Below are 17,625 nucleotides of genomic sequence, written 5' to 3'. Positions count from 1 at the left end.
AATGGAAGCATTGAAAGAAACAAATTTACTGCAAAATAAAAAAATAGCAGTAGTAGGTGGTGGTCCGGGCGGACTGACGTTAGCAAGACTTTTACAGCTTAAAGGTGCAGACGTAAAAGTTTACGAACGTGATTTTAGCCAAGAAGCACGAGTGCAGGGTGCAATCGTTGATTTGCATTTTGATTCAGGACTGAAAGTGATTGAAGTCGCAGGTTTAACCGAAGTATTTAAGGCAAACTATATGCGAGGTGCTGATAAATATCGTAATGTTGATAAAGACCTTAGCATTTGTGTTGATGAAGATAATAAAAACGGCACTCTTGATTTTGGCAACGAACACTTTCGTCCTGAAATTGACAGAGGAAAATTAAGAGATTTATTTATAGATGCTCTTTTGCCAGATACCGTTGTTTGGGATAGTCAATTTGTGAGTATGCAACAATTAAATAATGGTTGGCAAATACAATTTAAAAATGGCACAACAGCAACAGCAGACATTGTAATTGGTGCAGACGGCTATCGCTCAAAAATTCGCCCTTATGTAACCGACATCAAAGAATTATATTCAGGTGCAACGTTTATTCAAGGCGAAGTAGATTATCCAAAAAGAGATTGTCCCGAAATGTACGAGTTAGTTAATAACGCCAGCCTTATTGCAATGGGCGTGGGTAAAACTATCGGAGTGCAACCAAGCGGAGACGGTAGCAGATTAACGTTTTATACAGCGGCTCTGTATGAAGAAGATTGGTTTAAAAACAGCGGAATAGATTTTAATAACAGCGAAGAAGTGTGTGCCTATTTGATGAAATTTTATGATGATTGGAATCTGACTTTTTTTACACTTTTTAAATCGTGCACCCATTTTATTCACCGCCCTATAAATTATTTTCCTTTAGACCAAAAATGGGAAACGAAATCAAATATCACATTAATTGGCGATGCGGCTCATTTAATGCCGCCTTCTGGAGAAGGAGTAAATACTGCAATGCTCGATGCTTTAGATATATGTGAGTGCCTTACCAATGGAGAGTTTGAAAATATACAAACTGCCATTGCGACTTACGAAAAACAAATGTTGGAAAGGGCTAAAAAACTTGGGGAAGAAGCACTCGAACTAATAAAAGATTTTGCTTCTCCTTCCGAAGAATATATCAAGAAATTTATAGAACAACTTAATGAGCCAAAAAATGTGTAATAGTTAAATTTAAACACAAGTAGGACAAGCAGATTTTGACAAAAAGCTTGCCCCTTTACTGGCAGACAAAAATTTTTCCTTCCCCTTTTTATTTTGTTTTAGCAGACGCACGACCTGACAACGACACACAATGGACAACAAGAAGCCACATACCGCCAACAGCTTGGCCCAAACCGTTAATGGTAACCTGACCTTCAGAAAGGAAGTAAAAAACTCGGAGTTAGTTCAAAAACATAAAATTTTAAGATTATTGGGTCGAAGGAAGTATAGACTTCTAAAATGTACATTTTAATTCAACATAATTGATGGATAAATTTTATAATGAAACACTACATAAGCTGGAAATAGCAATCAACGAATTAGAGATTGAAGCCGATTACTCTATACAACGGATAGAAGCCATTATAAATACCATCCTTAAATACTTGTCTGAAGTAAAGGAGTACGTTTTAAATAGGGGATTTAAGAATATTGATGAGGAAATCCATTTTTTTAAATATCAGAAACCTGCTATCGTTTCAAAACTAATTTACTATAATGCGATTTATAAAATTGAAACAAAAAAACCTTACGGTGCAAAACCTATTAAGAAATACCTTAATGATGAATTGAAAAAACTCAAAAGGTATTTTGACAACAACCTTGAATTTTATAAATATTACCGAACCAATAATTTTTTCATTGACGACAAGCTCTTTGTACGGGGCAAGTACGATATTAAGCTAAGTTTAGACACGTTTTATTTTGAGGCAGACCGCAACTTTTCCACTTCCCACGATTACAAAGTGGCAAAGATTATAGCCAATGACCTGATACAAGTTTATCTTGAAGACCAGCTTCACAACACTGCGTATAGAGAGAAATCAACAGACCTGCCGAATTTAAATTGGACAGGGAGCAAAACAGCACTCATAGAATTGATATATGCACTGCATTCGCAGGCTGTGCTTGACAATGGAAATGCAGACATTAAAGTTATTGCCAAAACATTTGAACGTGCTTTTAATGTTGATTTGGGCGACTTTTATCACACATTTATGGAACTTAAATCCCGAAAAATAAACCGAACTAAATTCCTTGATAGCTTACGGGATGCTTTGATTAGAAAAATGGATGAACAGGACGAAAGATAGGGTTTTGCTGTGTTTCACTATGCGAAAAGCAGTTTAACCCTTTTTCTTTACCTCCCTATATGCAAAGCAGTACTCGTCGCATTAAAATCTTGCTGTGATTTACAGAAATAATTTTTTGTATATTTGCTATTGAGCTAACGGAAACACGTTGAAAAGCAAAGCAATAAGCACCGTTACCAAATCGTTACCTGACTTCTTTGATTATCTCTATAAAAGCTTAGTATTCAACCGATACAGCTTTTTCCTGAAAACTTTAAAATAAAAAAACACCAATTTATGGTGTTTTTTATGCATATTACGTAGGACAGTGACCTGTACATAGAGAAAATATCTTGTCATGTTAAATAACGCTTGAATGTCAGTCTTTTTCAAAAAAACGTTGTTATATTTCGACGAATAAAATACCAAATAGAAGCCTAAAGGACTTCGGTACACCGTTGGATCTGACGCAAGAATATGATGAGTGGGAGCGTCCATCCACAGCTTTAAGCGTGCGGATTCATAAGGACTAACTGTTTCGATCTTGCCCTTGTAAACTTTGGATACTTTACCTGCATTTACGACGTTGAAATAAATCGAATCGTTATCCTTTATGACAAAATTGTACCTATCGTATTGCCAGTCAGTTTGTTTTCCTGGGAATATGTCACGTTTTATATGATAAGTCCCATAATAATCTTCTTTTTTTAAGATTTTTGGGCTAGCGATCCATTGAAAAAGTTGAGACAAAGAAAAAAGTAGAATTGCGCCACCGATGAGAGATAAAATTGCGTAACCAAAGAAGCGTCTTTCTGTGAAAATTCCGCATAACATTAAAATTACCAGCAGTGGTAGAAAAATAAATATAATGAAAAAATTAGCCCCAAATCCCATTTTATAAATTGTTGTGGCTTCGAAGAAAACCAAATGGATTTTCTTTTACTCCTCTTTTAGAAACCTACTTTCTAAATTGAAAGTTTTAACTAAAGTAGCCCCATAGCTACCAAATCCAACACAGTATGCCTTCTATTGTCCAATTTATTCTTGACACATGCTTCAAGGATTTTTTTGACACCATTTGAATAAGAATCATGTCCGAGAACCTTGGTCTCAATTTTAATTTCATCATTTTTATCTTTGATCACAATCTGATGGTAGGCATGCTTTTCTAAGTAGGCAACGGGAATATTGATTTTATAAGCCTGCGTTTTCGCATCGCGAATAGAGACAACACGCTCATGAGCGACCTGTAAAGAGTTGGCGATATGATAAGCTGTACCTGGTTCAGTATTCTTGGAGGCCTGATGAGACTCTATAATAGATATTTCATAGTCTTTGAAATTATGACCAAATTGTTGAAGCATATGGAGCGTTTTTAGCAAAAGTATGGAGGTATTCGGGCAAATGACAAGTGGAAAAGCAGTCTCGAGTTTTTCGGTCTCTAGGCCCGTCGACAGTTCAATTAATACCGAACCCGTACGTGCACAAAAATCAAGACAATCTTGTAACTCCCGGCCCGATCCGGCATGTATAACAATAGATGGAGATGTCGTTGTAATGGATGGTTGCCAAGGTGAAATTTCTACATTGGGAATGGAATAATCGGCTTCCAGTATTGCGTTTGCCAGTTTTCCTGATCCTACTACAAAGGCTTTTTTTGTATTCATATTGCTTGTTTTATCAAAATATCCGCTATCCTTTTGACTATGAATCGATAAAATGATACCGGATGAATTTGTAATGAAGTAAAGGTTGTGCTTGAGTGAGGTAAGTTACAAAAATAGACGGTAAAATTTAATCTTTGCTATTATGGAATTATTCTTTTTTCACGCATTTCGTCAAAGAGCTGATAAAACATTGGTTCAGTATCGATAAATTCATGGAAACCGAGCCGCCTTGCCTTTGTGCCGTCGGCAAAAAAATCATAATCCCAAGAAAAGACAAAGTCGCCAAAAGGCCAAGCTGAAACCTGCGCATAGTTATAGCTTAATGCATGCTTTTCTTTTAATTTTTGCCATACAGGCTCCTTATCTGCCATCATTGTTTCGAGCGATAGCGGGATCGGGTCAGCACTTTGCATACCAAAATAGGCCGCTAATTTGGGCCATAGCTCCTTCCAGCGGAAGAGATCGCCATTGTTAATGTTGAAGGCTTGATTGGCCGCTTGTGGATTGGTCGAGGCCCATACCGTTGCTTTGGCTAATAGTGTTGAATCGGTCATTTCCATCAATGTCTGAAAAGCGCCAATTTTTCCTGGAAACCGAAGCGGAATACCGAGTTCTTTTGAGATAGAAGCATATACAGCAATGAGCAACGCTAGATTCATCGGATTATTGGGAGCCGTTCCACCAACAACTGACGGACGGATCGCTGACCAATTCCATTTCTTACCTTTTTGCAGTTGTTCGAGGTATTGCTGTTGGCTGGTATTGAATTCAGGCGGCATATGTCCGGCATCTGATTCTTTGGCCGGTGTCTTGAAAGGACCCAAATGAGCACCGTATACTTTATAACCTTGCATTAAGCTGATGTGCTGAAGATCACCTGCTATTGGCTCAACGACAGTTAAAACATTACGCAGCATTTTCATATTGGGCTCCACCAGCTCAGTCCAGGTCGGCCTATCCTGATATGCAACATAGTAAATATGAGTCACTGAATCCAAGTTGCCTAGTTTTTTGATACAATCGGCTATATCTAATAAATCTACAGCGATAAAACGAACCTTATTCCGATCGGCATTTGTTCGTCGTGATAAACCTATAATTTCCCATTCTTCCGTCTTTTCAAGGTAGTCTATGAGATTGTTGCCTATAACGCCATTGGCGCCAACAACTAAAGCGGTGTTTTTTCTAGTCTTCATCTTTGTCTAATACTTATAAGGCCAAAGTTAGTTGGAAGCTTAGTGGGTTTTAATGTAAAAATCCAACATAATTATGTATATTTCTGAAATGAAACGTTATCGTCAGTTTGAACCGGTGCTTATTTCAGGATTTAAGATGCTTGAATGGAACCATCCCGAACACAATCACAATCATTACGAGTTCATTTTTATTCGGGAGGGTTCAGGACGACATATCGTTAATGGGCATTCATTTCCTTACGAGGAAGGAGCGATCTTTCTACTGGGGCCAGATGATCAGCATTATTTTGAAATCGAACAACTCACACATTTTGTTTATCTTAAATTTACAGACGCCTACCTTGGTCGTGACACTTCGGGTGCTACGCCCGCAATACAACAGCTGGAATATATCATAAAAAGTAGAGAAACCCATCAGATGGGATTTCAATTAGCGGGGGAAGATAAGCTGGTGATAGAACAGATCTTTGATATACTCCTTTTATTTAAGAAAGATCAAATCGGAAATCAGGAGCTTATTTGGTTGCAATTATTCAGCATTGCACATGTTCTGCAGCGAAATATGCCTGAATTGCGTAGTAGTAGTACCAAAAGTCGCGATCTGCAGGCTATGTTTTGTTATATTCATAAAAATATTTACGATCCCAACTGTCTGCGGATACAAATGATGGCGGAGCACTTTAATATTGCCAACGATTATCTTGGTATTTACTTTAAACGTCAGGCAGGGATTACCTTACGGGACTATATTCAAAACTACCGCAGTACATTGATACGTCAACGAATAGCAGTAGGAAGAGTTACCTTAAAGGAAATTGCTGCTGAATTTGGGCTGACCGATGTAAGTCACCTGACTAAGATTATACATAAAACGTAGTCCATTCCCATTGAAAAGCATTGAAATCAAATTTAATCTATAATATTTATCCCGTAGAAGATAAAAATGCAATAAAAATATGGAGAAACGGGATAAACCTTTTACCACCTAACCCTACAGAAATGAATAAAATTGAACCTGTGGAGCACATTCTATTGCTGGATTAGGAAAATGGCGCCTATAACGCCTAGCGAAAAAATTTGGCTGGGGTAGTTGATTTTTCGACATTTTTTGTAGATTTGTCGAGTAATGACAGGTCAACAGGAAAATATTAAAGAGGAAATTATCTTATCATCCATGAAAGTGTTTGAAACATATGGATTTGCAAGGGTTTCTATGCAGGATATTTCAAAAGCTTGTGGAAAGGGTCGGAGCACGTTATATTACTATTTTACCAGTAAAATGGATGTCTTTGATGCGATTGCGGAGTATCTATGTCAGGAAGTGTTTGAGGTCGCGAGTAGAACTTATAACAGGGACGCTTCACTGGAAGATAATTTAGTCGGTTTTTTACAAGCAAAACTACGTCAGATTAATTTAATTACGAAACGTTTTCATCTCGCATTCGAAGATATGAAATCCGATCCAGCCTTGATGGTTTCGAAAACACGTTACATGCTGGACGACGAGATTAAGTTGATTCGTGAAATGATTGAATTAGCCGTTAGGAAAAAAGAAATTCAGGCCTTAGAGGAAAAGGATATCCTGTTTTTATCCGAAATGTTAGTGACAACATCACGTTGTTTTGAGCAGGAAGTTTTACTTTTTGATCGTTTTCCAGATTTTGAAGCTAGGCTTTCCTGGTTGACAAGTATATGTGTTAAGGGACTACGCTAGCAATTCGGAGTGTAGCGCGAAGTAATTATTTTGAACAGTAAGGATGTATATTTATTGTTCTTTTTTTTGAAACTGGTTTCGACAAAAATACAAAATATGTCTATTTTGATTGATCGATTCTTTTTATACAGACAATAAACAGGATTACAACTATGGTGTTAAATGCGAAAGTAGGAAAGTCGGTAGATAGCTTTGCATCAGAAAGATGCGTTTTGGTCATGGTGGAGACAGAGGAAACGATCCGTCCTGAAATGATGGGGGTGTTGGATCCAGATATTGATTGTTATTTATTGATACACAATGATGTGGAGCGCTTGGATAGCCTAGCTCTTGCACTGGAAAATGAAAATAAAAAGGTTCGACTAGCCCGTGATTTTGAGGAACTGAAACAGATGCGTTTTTTGAACCACCAATTACAACAAATTGCCGTTAAAATTTTGAAATAATCTAAATATGTATAAAGTTGTTTATTCTTTATCTCGTAAGCTGAAGTGGAAAGCGAGCGAGATTTATCATTTTCTCTATCAGAGTTTTCCGGAGATAAAAAATATTGATTTATTGTTGGATGACCAGCAATTTTTGCTTGTTCTGCGGATTAGTACCCGACTGGAATTTTCTATTCTGAATATATGCCAGAAACAGGGCTTGGCAATGCAATTTGTACAAGTCGAGGATACTGATTAGTCTGTCTGCTTTACAAAGCTAGCCTATTAGAGATGTTCAGGCATGATGCGATGAGCCGTAAAGAAATATCAATTTGAGCTTTATAGCAAAATCATTCTGAAAGTTACTTTTTACTTTTGATATCGTTCCTTCAAAACATTTTTCACATCCATTGGTTAATTTTATCGTGCGGATGGAATCTGTGTTGTATCATGGGAATTTTATGCATTTATTTAAAACAGAAAACAACAATTTTATCAAGTATGAGTACATTTTCAATTAGAGCTTTTGGAACAAGCGCACCAACGGCTGATCTAAAACAGATGGATATTGAACGCCGTGAAGTGACGGATAAAGATGTCGAGATTGATATCTTATTTTGTGGAGTTTGCCATTCGGATTTACATACAGCGCGAAATGAATGGGGCGGAACCGTTTATCCGAATGTACCCGGTCATGAAATTGTGGGTCGAATTACTAAAGTTGGATCCGCTGTAACCAAGTTTAAAGTTGGCGATTTGGCCGGTGTAGGCTGTATGGTAGATAGTTGTCGCGAATGTGATAGTTGTAAGGAAGGACTGGAACAGTATTGTGAAAATGGAAATATCCAAACATACAACGGACACGATAAGCACCTTAATAAACAGACATTTGGTGGTTATTCTGAACGTGTTGTAGTAGATCAGGATTTTGTGCTCCACATTCCTGAAAATTTGGATCTCGCAGCGACAGCACCTTTATTATGTGCTGGAATTACCACTTATTCACCTTTGAGGCATTGGAATGTGGGACCAGGAAAAAAGGTTGGCATAGTGGGTATCGGTGGCTTGGGACACATGGGAGTCAAAATAGCGAAAGCAATGGGAGCGCACGTCGTTGTCATTACAACGTCTGCTTCTAAAGTTGATGACGCTAAACGTTTAGGTGCCGATGAGGTGATCTTGTCAACTGATGCAGAACAAATGAAGGAACATGCAGGAACATTACATTTCATTTTGGACTGTGTTTCGGCACAACATGACATCAATGCCTATTTAAGTTTATTGAAACGAGATGGTTCCTTGACGCTTGTTGGCGCTCCGGAGCATCCACTTCCTGTTGCTCCTTTTAGTCTGATTCCAACACGTAAAAGTTTTTCAGGTTCTATGATCGGTGGGATAGCCGAAACACAGGAGATGCTTGATTTTTGTGGTAAACATAATATTATCTCCGATATAGAGCTGATTAAAATGCAGGATATCAATCATGCCTATGATAGACTATTGAAAAGCGATGTTAAATACAGGTTTGTTATTGACATGGCGAGTTTGAAAAACTAGCACAATAAAATTATTCAATGCTGAACCATCAAGGGGAATTTCGAGTACCTTTGATGGTTCAGTTTTTTTATACAGGTATTTCACCTAATTATTGAGCTAACCTTTTACCCTTTAAAATTGTTAACATGGGGTAGAGAAGTCAACTATTAGTCGTTTTTATGGAAAAAAATAAAATTATTGTGTTTTGGTTTCGTCGGGACTTACGTCTGGATGATAATGCCGGGCTTACTCGCGCACTGGCCTTGGGCTATCCCGTATTACCTATATTCATATTTGACGAAGAAATTTTGAAGCAATTGGAGGATAGGAGGGATCGACGTCTTCATTACATCCATCAGGCTTTAACCCGTATCAATACCCTACTCGGGGAAAGTGGTGCAACTTTGAATACGTTCTATGGTAAACCTATCGCTATCTACAGGGAGTTGATTGAAAAATTCGATGTGCAGGGAATCTATTGTAATCGGGATTATGAACCGAAAGCAATTCGTCGGGACAAAGAAATTTTCGAGCTTTGTACAGCTAGGGGAATTCCTTTCAAAGCTGTGAAAGATCAGGTTATTTTCGATAAAGGAGATATTTTAAAGAATGATGGAACACCCTATACGGTTTATACGCCTTATGCAAAGAAATGGCGGGAAAAATTACGTCCAGAGGACCATCTTTCCTCTACCTGCACAACGGGATCTTTCTTTCAACAAAACCATCAGCAGATTATTTCTTTGGCGAATTTAGGATTTCTGAAGACTGACCTTATTTTTGAAGAACCAGAGCTGAATGCGACGATTATTGACCATTATGATACCACCCGCGATTATCCGGCATTAATGGGCACAACTAAATTGGGGATTGCACTTCGTTTTGGAACAATCAGTGTTCGTCAATGTGTTACTTTTGCTTTAAAACACAATGCGACCTGGTTGTCTGAATTGATCTGGCGTGAATTTTTTATGCAGATACTCTACCACTATCCGCATGTTGTTACGGAGTCCTTTAGAAAGCAATACGATGCCATACAATGGCGCAACGACGAAGTAGAATTCCAGCAATGGTGCAACGGAGAGACCGGATATCCTATGGTCGATGCGGGTATGCGCCAATTGAACAGTTCGGGTTATATGCACAATCGCGTACGAATGGTTGTAGCCAGTTTTCTTTGTAAGCACCTTTTGATTGATTGGAGATGGGGGGAGGCCTACTTTGCACAAAAATTAAATGATTATGATCTGTCGGCCAACAATGGTAACTGGCAATGGGCCGCCGGCAGTGGTTGTGATGCAGCTCCATATTTTAGGGTTTTTAATCCAACGCTCCAGGCTGAGAAATTCGATAAAAATCAGGAATATATAAAACAATGGGTTCCTGAATTAGACACTTTAGACTATTGTAAGCCTATTGTTGACCATCAGTTTGCCCGTGATCGTGCGATAAAGACCTACGCAAAGGCGTTGAAATAATGGTATTGAATGTCTTCTCCTTACGAGCGGTTTTAAGGACCAACAAGTAGGAGCGGACATTCAATGTATCTAATTTTATTGATCTAAAAACTCGGCTACAAATGCGTCAAATGCCTGCGGATTTTCGGCTTGAACCCAGTGACCAGCATTAGGAATTGTTTTAAACACGGCATTTGGAAATTGTTCCCTGATCTTAATTTTATCTTCAGGTAATATATATCTTGATTTCTCTCCAGGTAGAAATAATGTGGGACCGTTGAATATTCCCGATTTTACCCCGACAGTGATGAACTCCGTATATTTATTTTTTAAAACATCCAGATTAAAGCGCCAATCTAATTTCCGATCTTCTCTGATATATACATTTTTTAATAAAAATTGGATAACTCCCGGATCACTCAAATAGTGTTCAATCTTTACTTGTACATCTTTCCTGTTATCCAGTGTTGTGATATCCACAGCAGATAGCGCATCGAAGATATCCTCGTGATGTGGCGGATAAGCTTTTGGGGCTATATCAGCGATGATCAGTTTTTCAATTTTTCCGGGATGATCAATAGCAAATTGCATCGCTACTTTTCCGCCCAAAGAATGGCCCAATAGGAGTACTTTATCTGCTCCAATGGATGTTATATAGGCCAGCAGATCTTCTACCATAACTTCCACCGACATATCTTCACTATGGAAACTTCGTCCGTGATTACGAAGATCGAGTAAATGTACCTGTCTTTTCTCTCCGAAACTACGACCAAAGGATCCCCAGTTGTCTGCCATACCAAAAAGCCCATGCAGAACAATTAATGGAGTGCCACCGTTATCTGCGCCATATATTTTGCTGTGTTGTAATTCTTTCAATGCCATGCTATCTATTATTGCAATTATCACCTCTCTGTGATCTGTATATGCAGCGAAGTTAGCTTTTGTTGGTGATTTTTTGATCGAAATTATGTAAAACATTTACATCACTTCCTAGTTGATCCCATCTTGTCGCTCTTATCAAAATGGTAGTATTTGGTGATTTATTGGTAGTTCATCGCTGCTATATCCACCTTAATTTTGTGTAAACTTAATTCATAAAATAGATGAGCAATAGCGCGTTAATAGTCATTGATATTCAAAATGAGTATTTTGAAGATGGCGGAATGGAACTTGTCGATCCGTTGAAGGCAGGTAAAAATGCAAGAAGAGTGATCGACCAATTTAGGCGAAGAAAATTGCCTGTGGTTCATATTCAACATATTTCTTCAGATCCCGAAGCAATGCCATTCTTTATTGATGGCACAAGAGCTGCCGAAATTCATGAAAGCGTAAGTCCAATGCCAAACGAGCTTGTCATACGTAAACATTTTCCCAACAGCTTTAGAGAGACAGAATTATTGGATTACCTTCGCAGAAATAAGATCGAGGAACTTGTTGTCGTGGGCATGATGACCCATATGTGTATTGACGCCACGGTACGTGCTGCTGTCGATTTGGGCTTTCCATGTACGGTAATTGATGATGCCTGTGCGACGCGCGATCTCGAGATCAATGGCTCCGTAGTTGGTGCACTGGAGGTTCAGCATGCCTTTCTCGCTGCATTGGCATTCTTTTATGCGCAGGTTCAAGATACTGAGACGTACTTGGAACTCCATTGATTTCAATGGAAGTTGGGCCATGTGGTTGCCGATCTGCATGGCCCGATTTTCATAACGTCAATTTGTATACGTAATTCAATATTTATTTGAATTCCTGAATAAATGCACCAATGGTTTTTCCAGTTTGAGTTTTGAAAAACCGCATTAAATGATTGGGTTCTGAAAAGTTAAGGTCAAAAGCAATTTGATTAACGGAATGGTCAGAATGGATAAGAAGGTCCTGAATCTCGAATAGCAAACGCTGCCGAAGCAGGTGTGTCGCTGTGGTATTAAACTGTGCTTTAACGGCCTGATTTAACGTAATCCTACTTATTCCCATGAGTGTCGCATATTCGTTTACCCGTTGTTTCTCCCGAATGAACTGTTCCATAAGTTCTTTAAATTGATAGGCGAAATTATTTTCCGCTTTTTGGTTCGGCAGCTTATTCAGGCGGGCATATTTTCGGTTTAAAGTCTGCAATAGGTAATAAAGTAAAGAACGAATAATATGGGCGCTATCTGCTTGGCTTTCGATAAGTTCAAGTTTAATTTCGGCGAGAAGACCACAGAATTTTGACATATGTGTGTCATCTGCTATAATTTGGGGCACATAACTAAGTTGGTAGAAATATAATAGTTTGTATGTGAATAGTTTATCTGAAAAAAAATCATGCAAAAAGTCTTCCTGAAAAATCAATGTTGTAAATTCAAGGTGTTCTGGATCCAGTTCCCAGGTATGTTTTTGAAAAGCCGAAATAAAGATGATTGAATTGTCGGACAAGGAGAGAATCTCTTGCCCCATTATCAATCTGCCTTTGGCTTTTTTGAAAAATAGAATTTCAAAAAAATCTTTATGGTAAGTATCTTGATGTGTATAATCCGTTTCTTTTTCATTGAGGACATTCAACAAAAACTCAACACCGCATTCACCCTTATGGAATTTTATTGTTCTCAATCTAGATTACTTTAATGAACCAAAAATACTAAACTTTATACGTTACACCAGCCTAAATACAAATATTATCGTACCGCTTTAGCCCTTATGTTTATTGCCGCAACTAAGCAAGGAGTAAGGATTGGAGGCGAAGTGTTTGGATGGTAAAAAGGCTTTCTATTATTTGGTGGTTTTCAAAATAGTTATCAAAACAGTAGTCAAAACAGTTAACGGAGAATAGATGAGTTGGAGAGCACGTTAAGAAGGAAGCTGAATTTTGAAAATGGGAATAAAATTTTTGGTAAAAGTGATTTTCATCACTTTTTTGTTGGGAAGAATACGCTACATTTACTGGTGTAGCCATTTATCCAGTAAGATTAGTATTTGGTATTGACAAAAATTATTTAGCCATAAAAATATATTATTTGGGGGTTTTCTCGTTATGAGAGGCCCCTTAATTTTTTAAGCAACCTCTAGTTCTGAGATGAAGAAATTATGCACGCCACCGCAAGCTTGAGGTCTTGTTTTAAAGAAAATAGGTCTTTTCGATAGCTTTCAATAACTTGTTCGAAAAGACCTATAGGTGTCTTCTTATTACTGCTTAGTAAATTGCATTCTGTGCCGTTAATATAACAGGAGCGCCATCGGTAATGAGAATTGTATGTTCATGTTGCGCCATGAATCCACCTTTGTCCCCAACCATTGTCCAGCCGTCGTTGAGTTCGGTCGCGTATGTGGAGGTTGTTGAAATAAAGGTTTCAATAGCAACAACAGTATTTTTTCGAAATCTTCGTTGGTCAAAGCGATTTTTATAGTTAAGCAATTCATCGGGTTCCTCATGCAGACTTTTTCCTACACCATGTCCGCCAAGATTCTTGATGACTTTATAGCCTCTTTTTTTCGCTTCAGTTTCTATTAGATGCCCAATATCGGCTATTTTCACGCCACCACGAATATTATTTATTGCTTTTTGAAGAATTTCTTTTGATGCTTTTACTAACTTTTCGTGTTGAAATATGTCCTTTCCTATAACAAAGGAACAACCATTATCAGCCCAATAGCCATCCAGTTCGGCAGATACATCGATATTGATCAAATCACCTTCTTGCAATAGTCTTTCCGCAGTAGGTATTCCGTGGCAAAACTCGTTGTTTATACTGATACAGGTGTAGCCTGGGAAACCATAGGTAAGAGCGGGAGCAGAATTCGCACCCATGCTTTTTAATATTTCGGCTCCATATTCGTCAAGCTCTTTCGTGGACATACCCACTTGAGCATGTGTTATCATAGCTTTTAAGGTGATGGCAACGGCATCGCTCGCTTTTTGTATGCCTGTTAGCTCTGTTTCATTCGTTATAGACATCGCTGATGTTTTTATTGTGAGCAGGTGAGCTCTGTTTTTTATTTTGTTATTTATAACTACCGGGAACAAATGATTAAAGGTCATTTTGTTTTAATCGGATATAAACCAGTACAAAGGTCTTAATAAAATTGAATAAAATAGACATTTGCTTGCGATTACAAGTAAATATACTGTGTTTGGGCGTTAAAAGTCTAGTAACAAATGCTGAAAAGCAATGTGTTTTTGTCCTAGTTTTTATTGTTTTAGTCCTTTGTTTTAATGTTTAGACATTTATTTTTTTATGTATCTTTACATAACTTTATGATGTTGCTATTGATCATTTAAATTAGAATAAAATGGCTTTATTAGATACCCTAGAATGGCGTTATGCCACAAAAAAATACGACCCTACAAAAAAGGTCGCTCAGGAAGATTTGGATAAGATTTTGGAGGCAGCACGTATGGCTCCGAGCTCGTCTGGACTTCAACAGTTCCGTGTGATTGTGATTACGAATCAGGAATTAAAAGAAAAAATTGTACCTGTGGCTTGGGGGCAACAAATTGTTGCTGATAGCTCACATTTATTGGTCTTCGCAGGATGGGATAGCTATACGGACGAACGTATTGATAATACCTTCGACAAGATGAATGCGTTGAGAGGTTTACCTTTAGACACCACTGACGAGTATAAAAATAGATTGAAAGCACAGTTATCGAGCCTATCCGGTGAGCAACAAGCAGCCCATGCGGCTAAACAAGCCTATATTGCTTTTGGTCTGGCAATTGCTCAGGCTGCAGAATTAGGCGTTGATGCAACTCCTATGGAGGGTTTTTCAAATGCCGAATTGGATGAACTTCTTGGTTTAGATAAACTGGGATTGAAGAGTGCAGTTATGCTTCCTTTAGGCTATCGGATGGAAGAACAAGATTGGTTGCTGAAGCTGAAAAAATTTAGACTTCCGAAAGAGGAATTTTTGATTGAACTCGCATAAATTGCAGAACAGTATTAAAAAAAGCGTTTCAACACTTGGTTGAAACGCTTTTTTTATAGTTACCTCCAACTTACACAGGGACCGCCTTTATAGACTACATAAGTTTACTGTTTGCCCCTTTTTTAGTTTCACATATTGTATGGTGTTATCTTTCTGTAAGGTCTTTTTCGTACTGACATGCATGAGCGTCTTGGGTTCAAAAATTCGAAAGGTACCATCTTCGGTCGCAGTTATTTTCAGCATAACGATTTTATCTCCTCTTTTTTCAGCGTTTACGATAAATCCGCCCATCGTTCTTAAATTTTTGAAAGATGCTGTTGCCCATTCAGCAGGTAAGGCTGGAAAGATTTCTACATAGTTATTCTTGCTCTGAATGAGCAATTCGTGTATTCCTTGCGCAAATGCAAAGTTACCTTCTAACGTAAATGGTCGATACGTAAAGTCTGAATATTGCCCCCCTTTCTGGTCACCATTCAGATGAAAGGAATTGGTGGAACAAAAGTTCTGTGCAAATTTTTGAAGATTGATTACGGCTTCCTTTCCTTGTTTAGCTCGCGCGTGTAAACAAGCCATCCATGCAAAGGAATAACCGACCCACGCACGGGTACCCAGTTTTTCAATATGATCTAGGGAACTTTCGATGAGCTCTTTTTCCTGCGGATTATTGATGTCTAATAAATCCAATGGATAAATTGCCATATAGGGAGACATATGCCGATGGGAATGTTTCATTGGAAGATTTACAGCAACTTGTAGTCCGGTTTCATCCGTTGCATAATGAGGTAGTTGGGCCTTACATTTTAACCAATTCTTCGCTTCTTGCGGTTTTCCCATTGCTGTGCTCACCTCACTTGCAGCCTGGAAAAGAAAATGCGCTAAACTAAGATCGAAATTGGTCCAATTGTCAAACCATGCTGATACACTGTTGTCATTGTATTCGGGACTGCTGCTCAAAGGCAGGTAACGGAGTCCATTTTTTAATGTGGTTATATTTTTAAGGTAAGTCGCAGACTCAACGATATAGGGATAGGCTTGTTCTCTTAGAAAGGTTTTATCCATGCTATATTTCCATTGCCAATAAAAATGTTGGGCCGCCCATGCACCAATAGTTGGAGAAAGAGAATACTGAATCCATCCACCCATAGGATCTCCATTTAAAGTAAGGACACCGGGTACATTCAGCCCATCGACACCAAAATATTGCTTGGTAAAATCACTATTTTTTTTGCGGATCTTCCAGAGCCAATCTGTATAGCTTTTGGCTTCGGCCAATCTATTCCCCGAATAGGCTGGCCAATAGCTCAATTGGGTGTTAAGGTCATTGTGAAAGTCTCCTTTCCAAGGGGGGAGACCACCATTATCTGCCGTCCAGACGGCCTGAAGCGTAATTGCTGGAGCACCTTCTCTTGCGACAGCACCGAGCTTGTACATATCAAGATAATATTGCTTTTCAAGATTTTTTTCTGGAATAGTTATACTTGATTTGGACCAATAGTTTGACCACCAATGCAAATGGCTTGCTTTTTCTTCGGTGTATTTTTTGAGGGAAAGTTCAGAAGGGGCTACCTTTTGATCGTTGACGATTGTCCAATAACCAATCAGTTTTTTAGCTGATATCTTTTCCCATCTCAATACAACTTCAAAAAAATGATTGTCATAAGTTTTTTGGTGCAGCACTTCGTAATTGCTGGTTCGGGTTATATTCCCTTGCTTATATCCTAATCTTGCTAAATTTTGACCTTCAACAACGCTTTTGTTTTCATCTTTGTTTGCGCTATTTTCATATTGATGGGGAATTAATTGAGGTACAAGGTCACTCACATTGTTTCCTGTAATTTCAAAATAGCCAAAGGGTTTATAGGCGTGTATGAATGTTCTTAATATCCGACCATCTTTGAATTTAAGAATATTGGTGGCCTGTTCCAGGTCAAGTACGTTCGAAACGACAGTGCCAAATTTCGCTAAGTCAAAGAACAGCGACGCTGCTGGAAGCTTGGTGGGATAGGGGGATCTATCGTAAGGAGCGTCTCCCCACTCTTGTACAATACCATAGCTGTTGTTTTTTATTTGTTGTTGGACCCAATTGAATTTGTGGTTTTCTATTGCAAAGGCCTTTCTTTCATCCCATAGATCTGCGCGATCAAGTGAAAATCGAATCATATTATCTTTTTTCCAAATCAGTGCACCCAATTGACCATTTCCCAACGGAATGGCTTCATCCCACCGCGAAGCCAACTGATCGAAATGGAGGTTGTTGTCCGATGTCGGTTGACCGAAAGAGAACACTGTGAACGAACAGAATAGTATTAAATAAAGATATTTCATAATTGAAAGGGTTAGCTTGTAAATTTAAAACTCTGGAAGGGGAGATACTGACACTATTGTTACTTTTTTGCATACTATTTTATCTATGTGAGG

16 protein-coding genes are annotated in these 17,625 nt (G+C 38.3%); 10 read left to right on the top strand and 6 right to left on the bottom strand.

Annotated elements, in window-relative coordinates; translation table 11 throughout:
• The first annotated feature begins 1 nt into the window (after position 1).
• Both GVK91_RS19045 and GVK91_RS19040 read left to right on the top strand, forming a co-directional pair.
• Positions 2 to 1,195, top strand: a complete 1,194-nt coding sequence (locus tag GVK91_RS19045) for an NAD(P)/FAD-dependent oxidoreductase (protein WP_159730855.1) — start codon at positions 2 to 4, stop codon at positions 1,193 to 1,195.
• 305 nt (positions 1,196 to 1,500) lie between these two features.
• Positions 1,501 to 2,328: an RteC domain-containing protein gene (locus GVK91_RS19040; protein WP_159730853.1), complete on the top strand. Its 828-nt coding sequence runs from the start codon at positions 1,501 to 1,503 to the stop codon at positions 2,326 to 2,328.
• Between the two features lie 962 nt (positions 2,329 to 3,290).
• Here GVK91_RS19040 and GVK91_RS19035 read toward each other — a convergent pair.
• Positions 3,291 to 3,974 (bottom strand): dihydrodipicolinate reductase C-terminal domain-containing protein, encoded by a 684-nt coding sequence (locus tag GVK91_RS19035; RefSeq protein WP_159730851.1) that lies wholly within the window; start codon positions 3,972 to 3,974, stop codon positions 3,291 to 3,293.
• Positions 3,975 to 4,114: 140 nt separating this feature from the next.
• Complete coding sequence (locus GVK91_RS19030) at positions 4,115 to 5,170, bottom strand: SDR family oxidoreductase (protein ID WP_159730849.1); 1,056 nt, start codon at positions 5,168 to 5,170, stop codon at positions 4,115 to 4,117.
• A gap of 73 nt (positions 5,171 to 5,243) precedes the next feature.
• Between GVK91_RS19030 and GVK91_RS19025 the strand changes: the two genes are divergently transcribed.
• The 6 genes from GVK91_RS19025 (at position 5,244) to GVK91_RS19000 (ending at position 10,323) form a co-directional block, all read left to right on the top strand.
• Positions 5,244 to 6,047 carry a helix-turn-helix transcriptional regulator gene (locus GVK91_RS19025; RefSeq protein WP_159730847.1) on the top strand — a complete coding sequence of 268 codons (804 nt, stop codon included), beginning with the start codon at positions 5,244 to 5,246 and terminating at the stop codon, positions 6,045 to 6,047.
• Between the two features lie 249 nt (positions 6,048 to 6,296).
• Positions 6,297 to 6,884, top strand: coding sequence for a TetR/AcrR family transcriptional regulator (locus tag GVK91_RS19020; protein ID WP_153846722.1), 588 nt, complete (start codon positions 6,297 to 6,299; stop codon positions 6,882 to 6,884).
• Positions 6,885 to 7,036: 152 nt separating this feature from the next.
• A complete protein-coding gene (locus GVK91_RS19015; RefSeq protein WP_153846723.1) occupies positions 7,037 to 7,330 on the top strand; it encodes a hypothetical protein in 294 nt (97 codons plus the stop codon).
• 7 nt (positions 7,331 to 7,337) lie between these two features.
• Positions 7,338 to 7,568, top strand: a complete 231-nt coding sequence (locus GVK91_RS19010; protein ID WP_046674596.1) for a hypothetical protein — start codon at positions 7,338 to 7,340, stop codon at positions 7,566 to 7,568.
• Positions 7,569 to 7,810: 242 nt separating this feature from the next.
• The gene (locus GVK91_RS19005; RefSeq protein WP_153846724.1) at positions 7,811 to 8,866 is read left to right on the top strand and encodes an NAD(P)-dependent alcohol dehydrogenase; all 1,056 of its coding nucleotides are present in this window, start codon (positions 7,811 to 7,813) and stop codon (positions 8,864 to 8,866) included.
• A 158-nt stretch (positions 8,867 to 9,024) separates the two neighbouring features.
• A complete protein-coding gene (locus GVK91_RS19000; RefSeq protein ID WP_159730845.1) occupies positions 9,025 to 10,323 on the top strand; it encodes a deoxyribodipyrimidine photo-lyase in 1,299 nt (432 codons plus the stop codon).
• A gap of 75 nt (positions 10,324 to 10,398) precedes the next feature.
• On the opposite strand, the gene GVK91_RS18995 is transcribed toward GVK91_RS19000, so the two are convergent.
• Positions 10,399 to 11,184 (bottom strand): alpha/beta fold hydrolase, encoded by a 786-nt coding sequence (locus tag GVK91_RS18995; RefSeq protein ID WP_088162049.1) that lies wholly within the window; start codon positions 11,182 to 11,184, stop codon positions 10,399 to 10,401.
• 221 nt (positions 11,185 to 11,405) lie between these two features.
• Between GVK91_RS18995 and GVK91_RS18990 the strand changes: the two genes are divergently transcribed.
• A complete protein-coding gene (locus GVK91_RS18990) occupies positions 11,406 to 11,960 on the top strand; it encodes a cysteine hydrolase family protein (RefSeq protein ID WP_159730843.1) in 555 nt (184 codons plus the stop codon).
• Positions 11,961 to 12,042: 82 nt separating this feature from the next.
• Here the strand turns inward: GVK91_RS18990 and GVK91_RS18985 are convergent, their stop codons facing one another.
• On the bottom strand, positions 12,043 to 12,894 hold the full coding sequence (locus GVK91_RS18985; RefSeq protein ID WP_200845663.1) for an AraC family transcriptional regulator: 852 nt from the start codon (positions 12,892 to 12,894) through the stop codon (positions 12,043 to 12,045).
• 580 nt (positions 12,895 to 13,474) lie between these two features.
• The gene (gene map / locus GVK91_RS18980; RefSeq protein ID WP_159730841.1) at positions 13,475 to 14,236 is read right to left on the bottom strand and encodes a type I methionyl aminopeptidase; all 762 of its coding nucleotides are present in this window, start codon (positions 14,234 to 14,236) and stop codon (positions 13,475 to 13,477) included.
• A gap of 335 nt (positions 14,237 to 14,571) precedes the next feature.
• Here map and GVK91_RS18975 point away from each other — a divergent pair, with 335 nt between their 5' ends.
• The gene (locus tag GVK91_RS18975) at positions 14,572 to 15,207 is read left to right on the top strand and encodes an NAD(P)H-dependent oxidoreductase (protein WP_159730838.1); all 636 of its coding nucleotides are present in this window, start codon (positions 14,572 to 14,574) and stop codon (positions 15,205 to 15,207) included.
• A gap of 87 nt (positions 15,208 to 15,294) precedes the next feature.
• Here GVK91_RS18975 and GVK91_RS18970 read toward each other — a convergent pair whose 3' ends face one another.
• A complete protein-coding gene (locus tag GVK91_RS18970; RefSeq protein ID WP_159730836.1) occupies positions 15,295 to 17,532 on the bottom strand; it encodes a glycoside hydrolase family 95-like protein in 2,238 nt (745 codons plus the stop codon).
• Positions 17,533 to 17,625 lie beyond the last annotated feature (93 nt).

It is taken from the genome of Sphingobacterium sp. 18053 (assembly GCF_902706145.1).
Taxonomy (GTDB): Bacteria; Bacteroidota; Bacteroidia; order Sphingobacteriales; family Sphingobacteriaceae; genus Sphingobacterium; species Sphingobacterium paramultivorum.
The sequence above is the reverse complement of the archived record's forward strand: the minus strand, read 5'-3'. Positions and strand labels throughout refer to the sequence as shown.

Bases quoted from the DNA above. Each gene is read 5' to 3' on its own strand.
- GVK91_RS19015 (WP_153846723.1), top strand. From the start codon at position 7,037: ATGGTGTTAAATGCGAAAGTAGGAAAGTCGGTAGATAGCTTTGCATCA.
- GVK91_RS19020 (WP_153846722.1), top strand. From the start codon at position 6,297: ATGACAGGTCAACAGGAAAATATTAAAGAGGAAATTATCTTATCATCC.
- GVK91_RS19005 (WP_153846724.1), top strand. From the start codon at position 7,811: ATGAGTACATTTTCAATTAGAGCTTTTGGAACAAGCGCACCAACGGCT.
- GVK91_RS18995 (WP_088162049.1), bottom strand. From the start codon at position 11,184: ATGGCATTGAAAGAATTACAACACAGCAAAATATATGGCGCAGATAAC.
- GVK91_RS19000 (WP_159730845.1), top strand. From the start codon at position 9,025: ATGGAAAAAAATAAAATTATTGTGTTTTGGTTTCGTCGGGACTTACGT.
- GVK91_RS19025 (WP_159730847.1), top strand. From the start codon at position 5,244: ATGTATATTTCTGAAATGAAACGTTATCGTCAGTTTGAACCGGTGCTT.
- GVK91_RS19045 (WP_159730855.1), top strand. From the start codon at position 2: ATGGAAGCATTGAAAGAAACAAATTTACTGCAAAATAAAAAAATAGCA.
- GVK91_RS18970 (WP_159730836.1), bottom strand. From the start codon at position 17,532: ATGAAATATCTTTATTTAATACTATTCTGTTCGTTCACAGTGTTCTCT.
- GVK91_RS19030 (WP_159730849.1), bottom strand. From the start codon at position 5,170: ATGAAGACTAGAAAAAACACCGCTTTAGTTGTTGGCGCCAATGGCGTT.
- map (WP_159730841.1), bottom strand. From the start codon at position 14,236: ATGTCTATAACGAATGAAACAGAGCTAACAGGCATACAAAAAGCGAGC.
- GVK91_RS18990 (WP_159730843.1), top strand. From the start codon at position 11,406: ATGAGCAATAGCGCGTTAATAGTCATTGATATTCAAAATGAGTATTTT.
- GVK91_RS19010 (WP_046674596.1), top strand. From the start codon at position 7,338: ATGTATAAAGTTGTTTATTCTTTATCTCGTAAGCTGAAGTGGAAAGCG.
- GVK91_RS19040 (WP_159730853.1), top strand. From the start codon at position 1,501: ATGGATAAATTTTATAATGAAACACTACATAAGCTGGAAATAGCAATC.
- GVK91_RS18975 (WP_159730838.1), top strand. From the start codon at position 14,572: ATGGCTTTATTAGATACCCTAGAATGGCGTTATGCCACAAAAAAATAC.
- GVK91_RS19035 (WP_159730851.1), bottom strand. From the start codon at position 3,974: ATGAATACAAAAAAAGCCTTTGTAGTAGGATCAGGAAAACTGGCAAAC.